The organism is Alphaproteobacteria bacterium (genome assembly GCA_040905865.1).
Classification (GTDB): Bacteria; Pseudomonadota; Alphaproteobacteria; order UBA8366.
The window spans coordinates 13,377-31,201 of the sequence record JBBDQU010000013.1; the positions used below are offsets into that span (position 1 = coordinate 13,377).

The following is a 17,825-nucleotide window of genomic DNA, read 5'->3' on the forward strand; positions in this document are numbered from 1 at the left end:
AATAAGCATGACATTTTGTGCGCGAACAGACGTCATTTGAAAACCGGATCGGGGAAATCGCCTTCTGATGATACCACGCAACGACAGGCCACGGATTGACGCACGGGAAAAGCCGGGCGGCGAATCTTCCACGCAAACGCTGTCGCTGCCGGATGATCCGGACAAGCTTGCCTTGTTTCTCGATATAGACGGTACGCTGCTGGAAATCGCCGAACGGCCGGAACTGGTGCGCGTTCCGCCCGATCTCCTGGGCTGCCTGAAAAGCCTGGCGGCAAGCCTCAACGGTGCGTTGGCGCTTATTACCGGCCGGACGCTTGACGATGCTGATTCCCTGTTCGCGGGGCTTTCGTTTCCGGTTGGGGCGGTGCATGGCCTGGTGCGGCGGACATATAAGGGGCGCGTCGAAACGACCGGTTCACAGGAGTCGCTCAACGGCTTGCGGTCCGATCTGGCCGGTTTTGCGCAGAAACGGCCCGGCCTGCTGCTCGAAGACAAGGCCCGGACGGTCGCGCTGCACTATCGTGCGGTTCCGGAAATGGAGGACGATATCCGGGGCTTTATCGACACCTGCCTTTTGGCACGGGGCGGTTATACGGTTCTGCATGGCAAGATGGTCTTCGAAATCAAGCCCGAGGGGGCGGACAAGGGAACCGCGATCCGCGCTTTCATGCTCGAATATCCCTTTGCCGGCCGTATCCCGGTTTTCCTGGGCGACGATACGACCGATGAATATGGGTTCGCCGCTGTGCAGAAACTCGGCGGGTTCGGCGTATTCGTGGGTCGCGATCCGGATACCGCCGCCCTGGGCCGGCTTGAAGGTGTCGATGCGGTGCACGCATGGTTGCGCGCACTGAGAGTGAAACTGGAACGTAAGGACAGACGTCTCGATGGCTGAATCGGCAATACAGGGCGACTGGCGCGGCTTGAATCTAGGGGTAATCGGGAACTGCACCTTCTCGTCGTTGATCGACGACCGAGGGCGCCATGTCTGGTGCTGTCTGCCGCGTTTCGACAGCGACCCCGTATTCAGCGCTCTGGTCAACCGGCAGCACGCCCGGGATACGGGATTCTGGGACGTGCAACTGTCCCATTTCGCGCGCGCCGAACAGCGCTACCTGCCGAACACGGCGATCCTGGAGACGACGCTCTGGGACGATCATGGCGGGAGTATACAGATTACTGATTTCGCCCCGCGCTTCAAACAGTACGGCCGCACCTTCCGGCCGCACATGCTGGCCCGCCAGATTGCGCCGCTCAGCGGGACGCCGCAGATCACGATCCGGCTGCGTCCCACATTTGATTATGCCCAGACCGCGCCGACGATTACGCGCGGCAGCAATCACATTCGCTATCGCTCGCCGGAGCAGACCTGCCGCCTGACCACGGACTGCGCCGTCACCTACATAGAATTGGAAAAGCCGTTCATCCTGGAAGACACGGTGACAATGTTCTTCGGCGCGGATGAAAGCCTGGAGGAGTCGGTCGCCGGCACCTATCGCAACTTCCTGGAGCGTACGCAGTATTACTGGACAGAATGGTGCCGTTACCTGGCAATTCCCTTTGAATGGCAGGACGTCGTCATCCGTTCGGCGATTACCCTCAAGCTGAGCAGTTTCGAGGAAACCGGCGCGATTATCGCCGCCGCAACCACATCGGTACCGGAATTCGACCGGTCGCACCGGAACTGGGATTATCGGTTCTGCTGGCTGCGGGATTCATATTTTGTCGTCCGCGCGCTCAATCATCTGGGGGTGACCCGTACGATGCAGGGCTACCTGACCTATATCAAGAATATTATTGTCGGGTCGGAAGACGGGTACCTGCAGCCGGTCTTCGGTATCCTGCACGAGAAGATCCTGACCGAGCGCGTGATCGACGGGCTGACCGGGTATGACGGCGCGCGGTCGGTGCGGGTCGGCAACGATGCTTATCGGCAGGTGCAGAATGACGGCTACGGCAGCGTCATTCTCGCCAGCGCCCAGAGCTTTTTTGATCGGCGACTGGACCGGGTGGGCGATATCACGCTGTTCGAAAGCCTTGAGCGGTTCGGCGAGCAGGCGTTGCTACGCTGGGACAAAGCGGATGCGGGTCCCTGGGAATACCGGACCCGCGTGCGGATTCACACTTTTTCAAGTGTCATGTGTTGGGCGGCCTGCGACCGGCTGGCAAAGATCGCCGTTCATCTGAAACTGCCGGACAGGGCACGGGTCTGGGCGGATCATGCCGCCTGGATCAAGGAAGGCATCATGGCGCGCGCCTGGAATCCGGCGCTTCAGGCCTTCACCAACAGTTTCGGGGGCGAGGGGGCGGACGCGTCCCTGCTGATGCTGCCGCAACTTGGTTTCGTCGACGGCAAGAGCGCCGAATTCGCGGGCACGCTGGCATTCATCGAAAAGAACCTGAAGCACGGCAACTACCTTTTCCGCTACCATCAGGAGGACGATTTCGGCGTCCCCGAGACATCCTTCAACGTCTGTACCTTCTGGTATATCGACGGGCTGGCCTCGGCCGGGCGATTGGCGGAAGCCCGTCAGCTGTTTGAGCATATGGTGGAACGGCGCAATCATCTGGGCCTGCTTTCGGAGGATATTGATCCCGAGACGGGGGAGCTTTGGGGAAATTTTCCGCAAACCTATTCAATGGTCGGCCTGATCTACTGTGCGATCCGGCTGTCAAAATCCTGGGAGGATGCCTTTTGAGCCGTTTGATAGTTGTCTCCAACCGAGTGATGGTTCCCGATGGCCGCCGCAAGGAGTCGGCAGGGGGACTCGCTGTCGCCGTACAGTCCGCGCTGGAACGCATGGGCGGTATCTGGGTCGGCTGGAGCGGCGAAACCGTGGAATCCGCTCCCGACGGGCTGCATTTCAAGAAGGTGGGCAATATCACCTATGCAACGCTGGATCTCGCGGCGCAGGATTACGAGGAGTATTACAACGGTTATGCAAACCGTTCCCTCTGGCCGCTGATGCATTACCGGCTGGATCTGACCGAATTCTCCCGCCAGAATTTCAGCGGCTATCACAGGGTCAATGAACTCTTCGCGAAGCAGATTGCGCCCCTGCTGGAGGCGGACGATGTGGTCTGGATCCATGACTATCATTTCCTGCCGCTGGCGTCGGAGCTACGCAAACTGAAATGCCGCCAGAAGATGGGATTTTTTCTGCATATTCCATGGCCGGCTCGCGAGATTCTGCTGGCGCTGCCGAACCACAGGGAACTTGTTTCGGCGCTGCTGGAATTCGACGTGATCGGCTTTCAGACCCGTGGCGATGTCCTGGCGTTCCTGGATTACGTCATTCGCGAAGCGGGAGGCACGGCCGAACCGGATGGTACGGTCCATGTCGGTCGGAAAAAAACAAGGGTGAAACATTTTCCGATATCGATCGATACCGGAGATTTTATCAAGCTGGCTGACGAGGCGGAAAATTCATCCTCCGTCAGGCGCCTTATGGACAGTATCGGCGACAGGCATCTCATCCTCGGCGTCGATCGGCTGGATTATTCCAAGGGGCTGCTGCATCGGATGCAGGCGTTCGACCAGTTCCTGCAAAGCTATCCAGAGCACAAGCGCGGCGTCACCTTCATGCAGATTGCTCCGCCCTCCAGGGAAGGCGTTCCGCAATACCAGGAAATTCGCCACGAGCTGGAAGCCGAAGCGGGACATATCAACGGTGCGCATTCTGAATTCGACTGGGTACCGATCCGCTACCTGAACAAGGGATTCAGCCGCCGGGTGCTGGCGGGCTTCTACCGGCACAGCCGGGTCGGATTTGTGACTCCGCTGCGCGATGGCATGAACCTGGTCGCCAAGGAATTCGTGGCGGCGCAATCCTTTGACGACCCGGGGGTTCTCGTCCTGTCACGCTTTGCCGGTGCGGCGGAGGAAATGAAAGGTGCGCTGTTGGTCAATCCCTATGACATCGAAGGCATGGCGCAGGCGCTGAACCGGGCCATCCACATGCCGGTGGCGGAGCGCCGCATTCGCTGGGGGCAGATGGCGGAACAGCTGATTTCATTCGACGTACACCGCTGGCACCGGAACTGCGTTGCCGAAATCGAAAATTTCGTCCGGGCGTTGGTGCGGTGATCTGATGGCGGCGCATCTCGTCGCGGATATCGGCGGGACCAACGGCCGGTTTGCATTGGCCGGCAGCGGAGAGTCGCCGGTCGTGCTCCCGGTTGCGGACTACGGGGCGGCGCTGGATATGATCCGGGATGGTCTGTGTCACCTGGGGAATCCCTCCATCGGCGCCATTTCGGTCGCGGCCGCCGGGCCGGTGGACAAGACGAGCGTGACCCTGACGAACGGTTCGCTGGTTTTCCGGGCGGATGAAATCGGCGCGGCGTTCGGCGGCGTGCCGGTCCGGGTGTTTAACGATGTGCAGGCGGCGGCGCTGGCGCTGCCGGGGCTGGTGCCCGGGGACCTGCTGTGTATCGGGCCGGAACGGGAGCCGGACTTCGGTCACCCCGTGGCGCTCGCCAATGTGGGCACGGGGCTTGGCGTATCCTGCCTGGTTCCCGGTGTCGCCGACAGTATTCCCGCCCTGGCGACGGAAGGCGGCCATGCGTCGTTGGCGGCCGTCAACGCGGTAGAGCGACAGATCCTGGCGGCAATGGAAACGCGTTTCGGTCATGTCTCGGCGGAGCGGGTCTTGTCCGGCAAAGGGCTGGCCAATCTGCATCATGCGATGACCGGTCAGGATTGGGCGCCCGGGGAAATAGTTCGCTCCGCCCTGTCGGGAGAGAGCGACGCGGTGGCTACCCTGACGCAGTTCACCGCTTTTCTGGGAACCTTCGCCGGGAATCTGGCGCTGATCTACGGCGCCTGGGGCGGCATTTTCATCGGCGGCGGCGTGCCGCCGCGCTTCGCGAATTTCCTCGCGATGTCGCCGTTCCGAACGCGATTCAAGGCCAAGGGGCGTTTCCGGCAAAGGCTGGAACAGGTGCCGACATACCTGGTGCTGAAAGACGATATCGCCCTGGAAGGGCTGGCGTCGCTCAGGCTTTAGCGGGCTCCTGGGAAAGCCGGGCAAGCGGCTGGTCGCGGATCGGCCAGTGCAGCAGGGCCGCTACGAGGCCGAGCCCGATGGAAATCATCCACATCAGGTCGTACGATCCGGTCACGTCGGAAATATAACCGCCGAGCCAGGCGCCGCCAAAAGCGCCGAACTGGTGGCTCATGAACACCACGCCGAACAGCATCGTGAAATGGCGGGTGCCGAAGACCTGGGCGACAATGCCGCTGGTCAGCGGAACCGTCGCCAGCCACAAAAGCCCCATGCAGATTCCGAACAGGATGGCCGTCACGTCATTGATCGGCAGGATCAGCAGCAAGGACATCAGCACCGCACGGCTGAAATAGATGACGACGAGCAGGTTCTTCTTGCCATATCGGTCGCTGAGCCTGCCGAAGAAGTAGGCGCCGATGACATTGCACAACCCGATTACGCCCAGCGCATAGGCGGCGGCCTGCGGCGAAACGTTCTTGTCGGCCAGAAAGGCGGGCAGATGGGTGCCGACGAAGGTGACATGGAAGCCGCAGACGAAGAATCCGAGGGTGAGCAGCACATAACCCGAATGCGATTTCGCTTCGCTGACGGCTTCGCGCAGGGACTGTTTGGGCCCCGCTGGTTCGGCCAGGGGGGCGGCGCGCAGGCCGATGGCGACGAGCGGAATCATGGCGATGGCGGCGGCGGCGACCGAGAAGCTGCCGCGCCAGCCAAGCGTATCGAGCAGCGATTGCGCGCCGGGTACGAAGACGAACATGCCGATGGATCCGGCGGAAATGACAATGCCAAAGGCGGTGCCGCGGCGCTCGTTGGGCACGACCTTGCCGATCGCGCCCAGCACGACGACCTGGGTGGCCCCGCTCAAACCGACGCCGACCAGCAGCCCCATGGAAAGATACAGGTCCAGTGCGGAGGTGCTCATTCCCGCGAACCAGAGGCCCAGGGCATACAGCAGCGCGCCCGCTGTAATCACACGGAACGCGCCGTAACGGTCGGAAAGCATGCCGGCAACCGGCTGGCAGACGCCGAACAGCAGGGCCTGCGAGGCAATCACAAGCCCGAAGACCTGCCGCCCGATATCAAGGTCGATGGATACCGGGTTGAGGAATACGCCGAAAGACTGGCGTAGCCCACCGGCGAACAGCACGATGAGTACGCCGCAGGCGATCATGATATTGGTCTGCCGAGTCATTTATTTTTAGTCCGTCAGCGCCTGTTCGAAAACACGCAGGGTTTTGGCAATATCGTCTGCGTCATGTGCGAGCGATACATAAAACTTGCTGTCGCCCTTCAGGACGCCATGCGATCGCAGATACTGGTTGAAGGCCAGTAGCGGGTCGCGGTTTCCGGCAATCGAATCCCGGTAATCCGCCACGCGGCCTTTTGAAAAGATGATATCGAACAGGGGCGGTTCGCCGATCACCTGCGCCGCCGTTCCCGTCTTTTCGAGAAGGGTGGTCAGGCCGTCCATCAGGGCGCGGCCGTTATCAAATATTTTCTCATAGGCACCCGGGCGTTTCAGCACCTTCAGGGTCGCGAGGCCTGCGGTGGCGGCGACCGGGTTGCCGCTCAGCGTGCCGATCTGGGTAGCGTATTCTTCCGGCGCGACGGCATGCCGGTCGAAATGCACCATGTATTCGTCGCGCCCCGCGACCGCCGCCAGCGGGAAGCCGCCGCCGATCACCTTGCCGAGCGCGCACAGGTCCGGCACGACGCCGTAATACGCCTGGGCGCCGCCATAGGCGAAGCGGAACCCGGTCACCACCTCGTCGAAGATCAGCGCGATGCCGCACTCCGTCGTGACGTCGCGCAGCGCCTGCAGGAAGCCCGGAACCGGCTTGATCAGGCGCTGGAACGGTTCGACGATGACGCCGGCCAACTCGTCCCTGTGTTCGCGGATGATGCTCAATGCGGTTTCGGTGTCGTTGAACGGCGCGATCAGCACCTCGTCGCGGATACGCTGCGGAATTCCCGGCGAATCGGGAATGCTCTGGGGAAAATTGCCGGACCGGGCCGGCGCCATGCTCATCAGCGCGTAATCGCTCATGCCATGGAAGCCGCCTTCGAATTTCAGGATTTTGTCCCGCTTGTGGTGAGCGCGGGCGATTCGCATTGCATAGAGGGTCGCTTCCGACCCGCTGCTGGTGAAACGAACCTTCTCGGCACAGGCGATGGCGTCGACGATTTCCTCGGCGAGCAGGATGCCGGGTTCGTTGTTGACGAAAAATGTCGTGCCGCGTGCGATCTGTTCCTGGACCGCCTCCAGTACCTCCGGATGACCGTGGCCGATCAGCATGGGGCCGGAACCGAGCAGGAAATCGACATATTCATTGCCGCTGATATCATGGACCCGGCCGGCCTTGCCGTCCCGAAGCACGATGTCGAAGGCCACGTTGCCGAAGCCGCCGCCGGGCAGGACATTGCGTGCGCGCTCCATCAGCGCCGTTTCGGCGTCTCCGCGAATAATTTCCGACATCATCTTCCTGCCTCCAACTCTCGTTACCTGTTTTTTATGGACCTGATTCTAGCAGACGGCATCGCCGCCGCAATCATGCGGAATTGTCGGCCTGCCGGGAGCATGTATAGACTGTTTTCCCGCCCGAAGCGTACAGGGGTTTGCGTCTTTGGTACACGGGATCATAATCGGGCAGTATTGACGGCCCGTCGCGCCATCTCACGGAAGGAGATCGAAAAATGTCCGGAATTGCTTCGCTTGTTATCCGTAGCGGCACCGTTCTGGATGGTTCGGGCGGCGACCCAGTTGAGGCGGATGTCGCGATTCGCGACGGCCGTATCGCGGCAATCGGTCGGAACCTGCCAAGGGGCGATACGGAAATCGACGCCACGGGGAAAATCGTGACGCCCGGGTTTGTCGATGTGCATACCCACTACGATGCGCAGGTGACGTGGAGCAACCGGATCACGCCATCGTCGTGGAACGGCGTTACCACGCTGATGATGGGCAATTGCGGTGTCGGTTTCGCGCCGTGCAGACCCGACCAGCGAGACCTTCTGGTCAAGCTGATGGAAGGGGTGGAGGACATTCCCGAAGTCGTGCTGACCGAGGGGCTACCCTGGAACTGGCAGAGTTTCGACGATTATCTCGACCGGCTCGATGCCCGGTCATACGATCTGGATATCGTCACCCAGGTGCCGCATGCGGCGGTCCGGGTCTTCGTCATGGGGGAACGGGCAGTCAATCACGAACCCGCAACGGCTGAAGACCGGGCCGCAATGGCGAAACTGGCGGCGGCGGGTATTGCAAGCGGCGCGCTCGGCTTTTCAACCTCACGAACGCTCAACCACCAGACCAAGGCGGGCAACCCCACCCCGACCCTGCGGGCGGAAGAAGAAGAACTGCTGGAAATCGCCGGTGCGGTCGGCGCGGTCGGGTCCGGTTGGCTGCAGGTGATTTCCGATTTCGACGACCCCGAGGCGGAATTCGCCATGCTGCGCCGGATTGTGGCGCGCGCGGGCCGGCCGATGACGATCACAGTCCTGCAACGCGACGCCAGGCCGGAAGAATGGCGGCGGCTGATGGAGCGTGTCGCGGCGGCCAACGCTGACGGCTTGCCTATTTCCGGGCAGGTTCTGACCCGGCCGACCGGTATCATGATGGGATTCGAGGTCTCGCAGAACCCCTTCCTCGGGCGTCCCGGCTATAACGCAATCGCGGATCTGCCGCTGGCCGAAAAAATGGCGATCCTGCGCCAGCCGGAATTTCGCGCGCGGCTGCTGGCGGAGACCAATCCCGATGCGGGGCTGGTGCGCCGCCTGGAACGCTGGGACCGGATTTTCCCGCTGGGCGATCCGCCCGATTACGAACCGGCGGCAGACAAGAGCGTCGCCGCCCGCGCGGCACGCGAGGGGCGCAGGCCGGAGGACGTCGCCTACGACATGCTGCTGGAAAAGGACGGCAAGGCGATCCTGTACCGGCCGCTCAGTAATTACAGCTATGGCAACCTCGATACGGTGAAGGATATGATCAGCCATCCGAATTCGCTGGTCGGTCTTGGCGATGGCGGCGCGCATGTCGGGGTACTGAGCGATGCCAGCGCCATTACCTATATGCTGACCCATTGGACGCGCGACCGGAAGGTCGGGGCCAAACTGCCGCTAGGCTGGGCCGTTCGCCGCCTGACCCATGATAACGCCGCTGCGATCGGTCTGAACGACCGGGGCCTGTTGCGGCCGGGTTACAAGGCGGATGTGAACGTCATCGATTATGACCGGCTGCGACTCCACGCGCCGGAAGTGGTCTATGATTTACCGAGTGGCGGTCGCCGCCTGATCCAGAAGACCGAAGGCTATGCCGCCACGCTGGTATCGGGCATTGTGGTGCAGCGCGACGGCGTGGAAACCGGCGAATTGCCGGGCCACCTGGTGCGCGGACCCAAAAGTCCTGCCTGAAAGAGAGTATCCGCCAATGCCATCACCCCGCCCCTGGGTGGCCGTCACGGCCACGGAAGACTTGCCCGTATCAATGCAGCCGGTGGAAGCCGCCCTGCGCGGTGTGGCGCCGGTCAAAACCGTGCCGCTGCCTTACAGCAAGCTGACGGCGCAGGAAGAAAACCGTTTCGCGGAAATGTTTCAGGGTGCGTCGGGCATGCTGGTGCGCGCCGGTTACGTCACCCCGACGCTGCTGGATCAGTTACCGGACATGAAGATCGTCGCAGTGCACGGTGCCGGGGTGGACCAGGTGGACGTGGCGGCCTGCACCGAACGGGGCGTGCTGGTCACGAACGCGCCAGGTGCAAATGCGGATGCGGTGGCGGAAATGACCTTCGGGCTGATGATCAGCCTGGCGCGGAAAATTCCGTCGGCGGTGGAACAGGTGCATAACAAACGCATCTGGGGAGACGCCCGGCATACCGGCAGCGAGTTGAAGGGGAAGACGCTGGGGCTGGTCGGCATGGGCCAGATCGGCCTTCGGGTGACCCGGATCGCCACGGCATTCGGCATGAAGGTATGCGCCAATGACCCCGGGCTGACCGCGGCGGAAATCCGCAACCGGGGCGCGCGTCCGATGAAGCTGGAAGCGCTGCTTGCGGCGTCGGATTATCTGTCGCTTCATGCGCCGCATATCCCGGCAACGCATCACATGATCAATCGCAAGGCGCTCGCCACGATGAAAAAGGGCGCCTTCCTGATCAATGCGGCGCGCGGCCAACTGGTCGATGAGGCGGCGGTGGCGCAGGCGCTGAAGAGCGGGCGGCTGGGCGGTGCGGCGCTGGATGTGCTCAGCGGCGAGCCGCCGGATCCGAAAAGCTCGATCTTCGATGCGCCGAATATCCTGCTGACGCCGCATATGGCAGGCTCCACCCAGGAATGTCTCGACACCATCGCCGGGACCGCCGGCGCGGATATCGCCCGTTTCCTGCAGGGCAAACGCCCGAAATTTCCGGTCAACAAACCCGTAAAGAGGAAACCCGTATGACATCGGTAAAAACTGAAAAACATGGCGCGGTCCGGACCATAACGCTGGCGCGGTCCGAAAAACGCAACGCGCTGGACCTGGCGATGCTGGAAGCGCTGTGCAACGCCTTCGCCGATACGCCGGACAAGACCGAACGGGTGATCGTGCTGCGCGCGGAAGGTCCCGTCTTCTGTGCCGGGATCGATCTGGCGGAGCGCCAGCGCAACCCGGCCCAGCGCGGCGAAAGCCCCATCGAACGGGTGCTGGAAGCGATGGAGCACAGCCCGCTGCCCATCGTCGGGGTGGTGCAGGGGGCGGCGATCGCCGGCGGGTGCGAACTGGCGCTGCACTGCGATTTCGTCGTCGCGTCGGAAAGCGCGCGGTTCGGCATGTCGCTGGCGCAGATCGGGCTGGCGCCGACCTGGTTCCTGGCCAAGAAGCTGGTGGAAATCGCCGGGCCGGTCGCCAGCCGGGAAATCCTGCTGCTGGGCGATGCACTGCCCGCCGCCAGGATGCTGGAACTGAACATCATCAGCCGCGTGGCGCCGCCGGACCAACTGAATACCGAAGCGCAGAAGATCATCGACCGGCTGTCGGCCAATGCGCCGCTGTCGCTGAAGGCGATGAAGGCGCTTCTGGTGCGCGAAATGGCCTTCCGGGGCGGCATCGATCATGATGATATCGACGACATGATCCAGGCGGCGCGGGAAAGCGCGGACGCGAAGGAAGGCATTGCCGCGAAGCTGGAAAAGCGTCAGCCCAACTTCACGGGCGAATAGGGGAAAGCAATGGCCGTACGGCTCGACAAACCATGGGTTCCGCTGACGGCGGATCATGTAAAGGAACTCGCCGGGCATCTGGGTGTCTACCAGCTGGCGAATGATGCAGGCGATATCGTCTATATCGGCGTGGCCGGTGGGCGGTCGCTGTTTGGGTTGAAGGGGGAGCTTGAAGCGAAGTGCAAGTCCCCCCCGGCCGGCGCGACGCAATTCCGCGTCGAAGTGAACATGGCGTATTTCACGCGTCACAAGGAACTCCTTGGCGCGTATCGCAATGATCATGGCGGCGACCTGCCCGTTGCAAATACCGACGTCGATGTCCGCTTGCTCGGCCGGTTGAGCCCCGGCTGACGCAGCGGTTGCGACATAAATCAGAAGAACCAGAAAGAAGGAATGAAAGTCATGGACCTCGCCCTCTCCGACGAACAACGGATGATCGTCGACATGGTGCGGCGCTTCGTGCGCGAGGAAATTCTGCCGCTGGAGGAAAGCCTGGACCCGGATGCGGATGAACTGCCGCCGGAGGAACTGGCCCGCCTAGTCGAAATCGTCAAGGAAATGGGCCTATACGGCCTCGATACCCCGCCGGAATATGGCGGCCCGGAGATCGACCTCGTGACCCGTTCGCTGATCGCCATCGAATGCAGCCAGCATCGCGCGGGTCTGTATGCGCCCTGTTACTACGCCTTTGGCGGCGCGCGGCAGGCGCAGATGTTCGAGGCGACGGAAGCGCAGAAAGACAAGTATCTGTATCCGATGCTGCGCGGCGAAAAGAAGGTGTTCTTCGGCCTGTCGGAACCGTCCGGCGGCAGCGATCCCGCCCGCGCGATCCAGACCCGCGCCGTGCGCGACGGTAACGAATGGGTACTGAACGGCACCAAGCTGTGGATCAGCGGCGCTGACCGGGCCGATTACGGGTTGCTGTTCGCACGCACCGGGGGACCGGGACGCAAGGGCGTGACCTGTTTCATTGTCGAAACCGACTGGCCGGGATTTCATGTCCGGCGAGTCGTCCATACGCTGCGTTCCGCCAAATATGCGACGGAAATCCAGTTGGAAGATCTGCGCGTGCCGCATGAAAACATCCTGGGCAAGGAAGGCGGCGGATTCGCCATCGCCAGCGAACGCCTGTCCCGCCAGCGCATCCCTTATGCCGCCGAATGTATCGGCGTCGCGGTGAAGGCGAACGAGATGGCGGTGGAATATGCGAAAATCCGCGAGACCTTCGGTGCGCCGCTTTCCTCGCGGCAGGGTATCCAGTGGATGCTGGTCGAAAACGAAATCGACCTGCGCACCGCCCGGCTTTTCGTGCTGGACGCCGCCGACAAGGCAGACCGGGGCGAGCCCTACCGCATGGAATCCGCACTGGCCAAGCTGATTGCCTCGGAAGCGAGCGGTCGGGTCGTCGACCGGTCGATGCAGATCCACGGCGGCCTGGGTGTTGCCAAGGATCTGCCGCTGGAACGCTGGTACCGGGAATTGCGGATCCGCCGGATTGGCGAGGGGCCGAGCGAAGTGCAGAAGCATGTCATCGCGCGGGAAATCTTCGGCTCGGGACTGCACTGAACATGACATCGGAAAAGGCGCCGCGCTGGCCCCTGGAGGGGCTGAAAGTGCTGGATCTGGGGCAGATTTATAACGGTCCCTATGCGGGTTTCCTGTTCGCCCATGCCGGCGCGGACGTGGTCAAGGTCGAACCGCCCGATGGCGAGGCGCTGCGCAAGCGCGGCGGCGGCATGGGCCTGCCGCTGTCCTTCGCGATGCTCAACACCAACAAGCGCGGAATCGCCATCGACCTGAAATCGGACGGTGGCAAGGCGCTGCTCGTCGAACTGGCCGGCGAAGCCGATGTCCTGCTGGAAAACTTCGCGCCCGGTGCGCTGGACAGGCTGGGCGTCGGTCCGGAGGTCATGATGAAGGCCAATCCCCGGCTGATATACGGGTCCAGCACGGGGTACGGATTATCCGGTCCAGACCGCGACAACCTGGCGATGGACCTCACGATCCAGGCGGTCGGCGGCGTCATGAGCATCAACGGGCTGGAGAACGGGCCGCCGCTCAAGACCGGCCTGGCAATCTGCGATTTCCTGGGCGCGGTGCATCTTTATTCGGGAATCATGACGGCGCTGTACGAGCGCAGCGTCACCGGGAGGGGCCGGTTGGTCGAGGTTTCGATGGAGGAAGCGCTCTACCCCGCGCTGGCCAGCAACCTTGCCAGCCTGCAGCGCGGCGGCTGGAAGCCGCCGGTGCGGCGCGGCAACCGGCATCCGACCTTCGGTTCGTCGCCTTATAATGTCTATCCCTGCCGGGACGGGCATATCGCCATCATCTGCGTCCGCGAAATCCACTGGATCAATCTGTTGCAGGTCATGGGCCGGCAGGATCTGGCGGGGGAGAAACGTTTCGCCACCCAGGCGCTGCGTGCGCAGCATGAAGACGAAATCGACGCCATCGTCGAAAACTGGCTGAAGGACCTGCCAAAGGCCAAGGCCACGCAAATCCTCAAGGATAACCGCATTCCGGCGGCGCCGGTGCGGGACCTGGTGGAGGTGACGGCGGACCGGCATATGCGGGAACGCGGCATGCTGCACGATGTCGATCATCCCGAGATGGGCCATATCGTGCTGCCGACCAGTCCGCTGCGCTTCGGCGACAGTCCGGAACCGGAACTGCGCCCGGAGCCGGGTATCGGCGAGCACAATGCGGACGTGCTGGCAGACTGGCTCGGTTACGACGCCAAACGGATCGCCGCGTTGACGGCGTCTGGTGTCCTCTGCTGAATTAACCGAGTTCCTCCTTGAAGCGGCGCATGGCGTCGATATGCGCGTCCGGGGTTGAAAGCCCGGCGCGCATGGTGTTGAGGCTGATATGCGTTGCGCCCAGTTCGCGCCATGCCTCGACCTCGGCGGCGCATTCTTCCGGCTTGCGGTTGCCAAGCGTGATCCGCCCGTCGATCTGGAAGGCGTCCGGGTCGCGGCCCGCATCGGCGATATAGCCGCGCATCTTCTGGATATAGTCTCGGCCCGCGGCGTTGACGGTTTTGCCGTCCGCCTCGAAGCCGCCGAATTGCGGCAGCCAGCCATCGCCCAGCCGCGCCGCGCGGCGCAGTACCGGGTCCGCCATGCCGCCGAACAGGATCGGAATTGGCCGTTGTACCGGCAGCGGGTTCAGCCCTGCATCGGGGATGCTGTGCCATTTGCCGTTGTAGGTGATGACGTCCTGGGTCCACAGCGCGCGCAGCACCTCGACCTGTTCTTCCGAGCGCTTGCCACGATTGTGGAAGTCCTCGCCCAGCGCTTCGTATTCCACCTCGTTCCAGCCGATGCCGATGCCCAGCCGTAGCCGTCCGCCGCTCAGCACATCGACCGCGGCGGCCTGTTTGGCGACCAGCGCGGTCTGCCGCTGCGGCAGGATCACGATTCCGGTGGTGAAGCCGAGCGTCGTGGTCTGCCCGGCCAGAAAGCCGAACAGGACGAAGGGTTCATGGAACAGCGAGTCATGGTCATAGGGTCCGGTCCAGTTGCGGGTGCGCGAATTCGCGCCCAGCACATGGTCGAAGGCGAGCAGGTATTCAAAGCCCATGGCCTCCGCCGCCTGGGCGTAATCCCGCACCACGATGGGGTCCGGGCCGATTTCGATTTGCGGAAATACGATGCCTATCTGCATTCCTGTATCCTCCCGATATGTTACAGCCGGTATACCCGCGCGCCCATGTCATGGAACATCGCGGCGCGTTTGCCGACGGTATACCCGGTTGTCAGTTTCTTAAACACCGCGTTGTCATGACCGATGACGTTGACGAACGGATGTTTCCTGTATGGGTTCTTGGGAATATTGTTTTTCTCGGTGCCACCGAAGGCTTCGGCAAGCTGGACCGTCGCGGCCGCACCGATGATCGCCGCCAGCCGACGCAACCCGATGGGCCATAACCGGGTGTCGTCGTTCATCGCTTTGGCTTCCGGAACATCGTGCGACTACCTGCACCAAGCCGTGACGAAGCTTTGAAATTGCCGAATAAATATTTTCCCGGTTCCACCATATTCCGTTCATGGCTAGTCTGCCCTGAACAATTCTGGTCAACAGTTCCACCGTCCCTATCCGACCTTCCCTTCTTCATATCCAGCAGCGCTGCAATCGCCTTGGGCGCTTTTTCGCGTCCAGGAACCGGATAGCCGACACATGAAACGTCCGGTTCAACCATTTTCCCAGAGCGGCTTCGGTGCCCTTTTTATCGGTATATTCGGACCATAGTTTTCGGATCAGCGACACCTGGGCAGGCGTCGGCATTGGCGGCAAGGTGAAAACGCCCGTGGCGCGGCGCGCGGCCCCCGATCTATTCCATTTTATCCGGATTTATCCCGTTTAAAACCCAAATAATTGCAGCCATGACCATATAATTAATACCAGCGCAACGTTGCAGGCCGTCGAAAGCGGATTCAGACAGATCGGATCCGGCTGACGGGGCGACGGTTACGGCGCGGGGAATGCCAGCGAAATCCGCAGGCCGGGTTCATTATCCTCAAGCGACAACCGGGCGCCATGCAGTTTGGCCACCGCCGCAACCAGGCTCAGGCCAAGACCGCTGCCCGGAATATTCTGGCTGTCATCCAGGCGCACAAATCGTTCCAGAACCCGTTCCCGGTCGTCCGGCGGAATGCCGGGGCCCGTGTCGCACACGGTAAGGCGCATCGAATCGACGTCCGGCTCAAGAGATACCGTGACACGCCCGCCCGCCGGCGTGAACTTGATTGCGTTGTCCAGCAGGTTTGCGATGGTCCGGGCCAGCAGTTGCCGGTGACCGTCAATAGCGACGGTCGGGGAAATAGCAATGGCCAGATCCAGTCCCGCGTTTTCGGCAATGGGCTGGTACAGCTCGGCGAGATCGTTCACCAGGCCGGAGAGGTCGATCCGGTCGAGCATGAGTTGCCGGCTGCCGGCTTCGGCCTGGGCGATGCTGATAAGCGCGTCGAAGGTGCGCAGGATCGTTTCCAGTTCGGCTTCGGTCTGGGTGAGCGCCCGCCGGTAGGCCTCCGGGTCGCTTTCGTGGCGCAGTGCCTGTTCGATGATGCTTTTCGTGTGGGTCAGGGGGCTGCGCAGATCATGCGCCAGACTGTCCGTGACCGCCCGCATGCCCGTCATCAGCGAGTCGATCTGGTCGAGCATTATGTTGATGGTCTGCGCCAGCCGGTCGAACTCGTCGCCGCTGCCGGTCAGCGGCACCCGCCGCGACAGGTCGCCGTTTACGATATCCGCGCTGGTTGCGCGCACAGCGTCCACCCGCCGCAGGCTGTACCGGCCGATAATCGCGCCGCCGACCAGACCGAGCAGGAGCACCGGAGCCAGCGCCCAGGCGAGGGCGTCGACCATGGTGCTGCGGAAATTGTCCCGCACCTGGGTATCCCGGCCGACAAACAGGTTGTAGCCGCCCAGCAGGCTAAAGGCCCGGCCCCGGATCACATGCAGCGCGCCGCTGGCATCGTCGCGCCGCTGGAGATACGCTTCGACCCAGCCGGATTCACCGGGCTGGATATCCGGCCAGGCCGACAGGTTGCCGGCGAGGGGCTCCAGCCGTCGGTTGGCGAGAAGGTAGACTCCGAGCGGATTTCCCCGTGGGCCGCTGCGTTCGCCAATGACGGTCAGCAACTGCGCCAGGCCTTCATCGCGATATTGTTCGGCCAGCCCCCGGATTTCCGCTTCAATGGTTTCGTTCGTCTGCCGGTCGATCAACTGAGCGGTCGACCAGTAGACGAAGGAGACCAGCGCCAGCAACGTGACGCTCAGCAACAGCAGGTAGAAGAGGGCGATCTGAAAGCCGGAAGTCCGGAGGATTCTAATTTGCACTGATCGAGTATCCGCCGCCCCGATGTGTGTGTATCAGCGGTTTGTCGAAACCCCTGTCGATCTGCTGTCGAAGCCGGCTGATATGGACATCGACGACGTTGGTCTGCGGATCGAAGTGAAAATCCCATACGCCTTCAAACAGCATGGTGCGCGTCACCACCTGTCCGGCGCGCCGCATCAGGTATTCCAGCAGCTTGTATTCCTGGGGCCGCAGATCGATGGGCTGTCCCGCCCGCGTTACCTTCCTGGCCAGCAGGTCCATCGTCAGGTCGGCGACCCGCAGTTCCGTCTGTTGCGCCATGGCGGATGGCCGCCGGAGCAGCGCTTCCAGGCGCGCATGCAGTTCGGAAAAGGCGAAGGGTTTGGTCAGGTAGTCGTCGCCGCCGGCGCGCAGACCCATAACCCGTTCGTCCACATGGGCAAGGGCGCTCAGGATGAGCACGGGTATGCCGATACGCGCGGCGCGCAGGGACCGGATGATCGACAACCCGTCCAGTTCGGGAAGCATGCGGTCGACGATAATGGCGTCGTACCGCTCCCCAATGGCCATCCGAAGGCCATCCGGGCCTGTGGCGGCATGATCCGATGCAAAACCCGCTTCACCGAGCCCCTTGATGATATAGTCGGCTGTTTTCGGGTCGTCTTCGATAAGCAATATTCGCATGGAGCCGCCAATCGGGGTGCTGTGCCAGGCTTCGTCAACATCGGTGTTAGTATATGGGGCGTCTTTCATGACTGTTGCAATCCTCCGTGCGCTTCGTGGGCCAGACAGCCGGAAGC

At 62.3% G+C, this 17,825-nt stretch carries 16 protein-coding genes; 10 read left to right on the forward strand and 6 right to left on the reverse strand.

Translation table 11 applies throughout. The features are described 5' to 3' along the window. Positions 1–67: 67 nt before the first annotated feature. The 4 genes from otsB to WD767_03330 are packed head-to-tail and all read left to right on the forward strand — an operon-like array spanning position 68 to position 5,009. Positions 68–895: a trehalose-phosphatase gene (otsB, locus tag WD767_03315; GenBank protein ID MEX2615105.1), complete on the forward strand. Its 828-nt coding sequence runs from the start codon at positions 68–70 to the stop codon at positions 893–895. Beyond that, complete coding sequence (locus WD767_03320; protein MEX2615106.1) at positions 888–2,699, forward strand: glycoside hydrolase family 15 protein; 1,812 nt, start codon at positions 888–890, stop codon at positions 2,697–2,699. Before otsB ends, WD767_03320 begins: the two co-directional genes overlap by 8 nt. Continuing rightward, entirely contained in the window at positions 2,696–4,087 is a 1,392-nt protein-coding gene (gene otsA, locus WD767_03325; protein MEX2615107.1) for an alpha,alpha-trehalose-phosphate synthase (UDP-forming), read from the forward strand. The genes WD767_03320 and otsA overlap by 4 nt, the downstream gene beginning before the upstream one ends. A 4-nt stretch (positions 4,088–4,091) precedes the next feature. Next, on the forward strand, positions 4,092–5,009 hold the full coding sequence (locus WD767_03330; protein MEX2615108.1) for a glucokinase: 918 nt from the start codon (positions 4,092–4,094) through the stop codon (positions 5,007–5,009). Here the strand turns inward: WD767_03330 and WD767_03335 are convergent. Both WD767_03335 and WD767_03340 read right to left on the reverse strand, forming a co-directional pair. Beyond that, positions 4,999–6,201 carry an MFS transporter gene (locus WD767_03335; protein MEX2615109.1) on the reverse strand — a complete coding sequence of 401 codons (1,203 nt, stop codon included), beginning with the start codon at positions 6,199–6,201 and terminating at the stop codon, positions 4,999–5,001. The two genes, WD767_03330 and WD767_03335, sit on opposite strands and share 11 nt — an antisense overlap. Before the next feature lie 6 nt (positions 6,202–6,207). Continuing rightward, entirely contained in the window at positions 6,208–7,488 is a 1,281-nt protein-coding gene (locus WD767_03340) for an aspartate aminotransferase family protein (protein ID MEX2615110.1), read from the reverse strand. 215 nt (positions 7,489–7,703) lie between these two features. Between WD767_03340 and WD767_03345 the strand changes: the two genes are divergently transcribed. From WD767_03345 to WD767_03370, 6 genes are read left to right on the forward strand one after another with little or no spacing between them, the layout of a single operon-like run. Beyond that, complete coding sequence (locus tag WD767_03345; protein MEX2615111.1) at positions 7,704–9,419, forward strand: amidohydrolase family protein; 1,716 nt, start codon at positions 7,704–7,706, stop codon at positions 9,417–9,419. Between the two features lie 16 nt (positions 9,420–9,435). Further along, positions 9,436–10,446 (forward strand): hydroxyacid dehydrogenase, encoded by a 1,011-nt coding sequence (locus tag WD767_03350; GenBank protein ID MEX2615112.1) that lies wholly within the window; start codon positions 9,436–9,438, stop codon positions 10,444–10,446. Further along, the gene (locus WD767_03355; protein MEX2615113.1) at positions 10,443–11,204 is read left to right on the forward strand and encodes an enoyl-CoA hydratase/isomerase family protein; all 762 of its coding nucleotides are present in this window, start codon (positions 10,443–10,445) and stop codon (positions 11,202–11,204) included. The genes WD767_03350 and WD767_03355 overlap by 4 nt, the downstream gene beginning before the upstream one ends. Positions 11,205–11,213: 9 nt before the next feature. Next, positions 11,214–11,555, forward strand: coding sequence for a hypothetical protein (locus WD767_03360; GenBank protein ID MEX2615114.1), 342 nt, complete (start codon positions 11,214–11,216; stop codon positions 11,553–11,555). Positions 11,556–11,606: 51 nt separating this feature from the next. Further along, on the forward strand, positions 11,607–12,770 hold the full coding sequence (locus tag WD767_03365; protein MEX2615115.1) for an acyl-CoA dehydrogenase family protein: 1,164 nt from the start codon (positions 11,607–11,609) through the stop codon (positions 12,768–12,770). Positions 12,771–12,772: 2 nt separating this feature from the next. Next, entirely contained in the window at positions 12,773–13,984 is a 1,212-nt protein-coding gene (locus tag WD767_03370; protein MEX2615116.1) for a CaiB/BaiF CoA-transferase family protein, read from the forward strand. Position 13,985: 1 nt separating this feature from the next. On the opposite strand, the gene WD767_03375 is transcribed toward WD767_03370, so the two are convergent. The 4 genes from WD767_03375 to WD767_03390 form a co-directional block, all read right to left on the reverse strand. Then, positions 13,986–14,870, reverse strand: a complete 885-nt coding sequence (locus WD767_03375; protein ID MEX2615117.1) for an LLM class F420-dependent oxidoreductase — start codon at positions 14,868–14,870, stop codon at positions 13,986–13,988. Between the two features lie 20 nt (positions 14,871–14,890). Next, on the reverse strand, positions 14,891–15,151 hold the full coding sequence (locus WD767_03380) for a hypothetical protein (GenBank protein MEX2615118.1): 261 nt from the start codon (positions 15,149–15,151) through the stop codon (positions 14,891–14,893). A gap of 523 nt (positions 15,152–15,674) precedes the next feature. Further along, complete coding sequence (locus WD767_03385) at positions 15,675–17,045, reverse strand: ATP-binding protein (GenBank protein ID MEX2615119.1); 1,371 nt, start codon at positions 17,043–17,045, stop codon at positions 15,675–15,677. Beyond that, positions 17,035–17,709 (reverse strand): response regulator transcription factor, encoded by a 675-nt coding sequence (locus WD767_03390; GenBank protein MEX2615120.1) that lies wholly within the window; start codon positions 17,707–17,709, stop codon positions 17,035–17,037. Before WD767_03390 ends, WD767_03385 begins: the two co-directional genes overlap by 11 nt. Between the last annotated feature and the right edge of the window lie 116 nt (positions 17,710–17,825).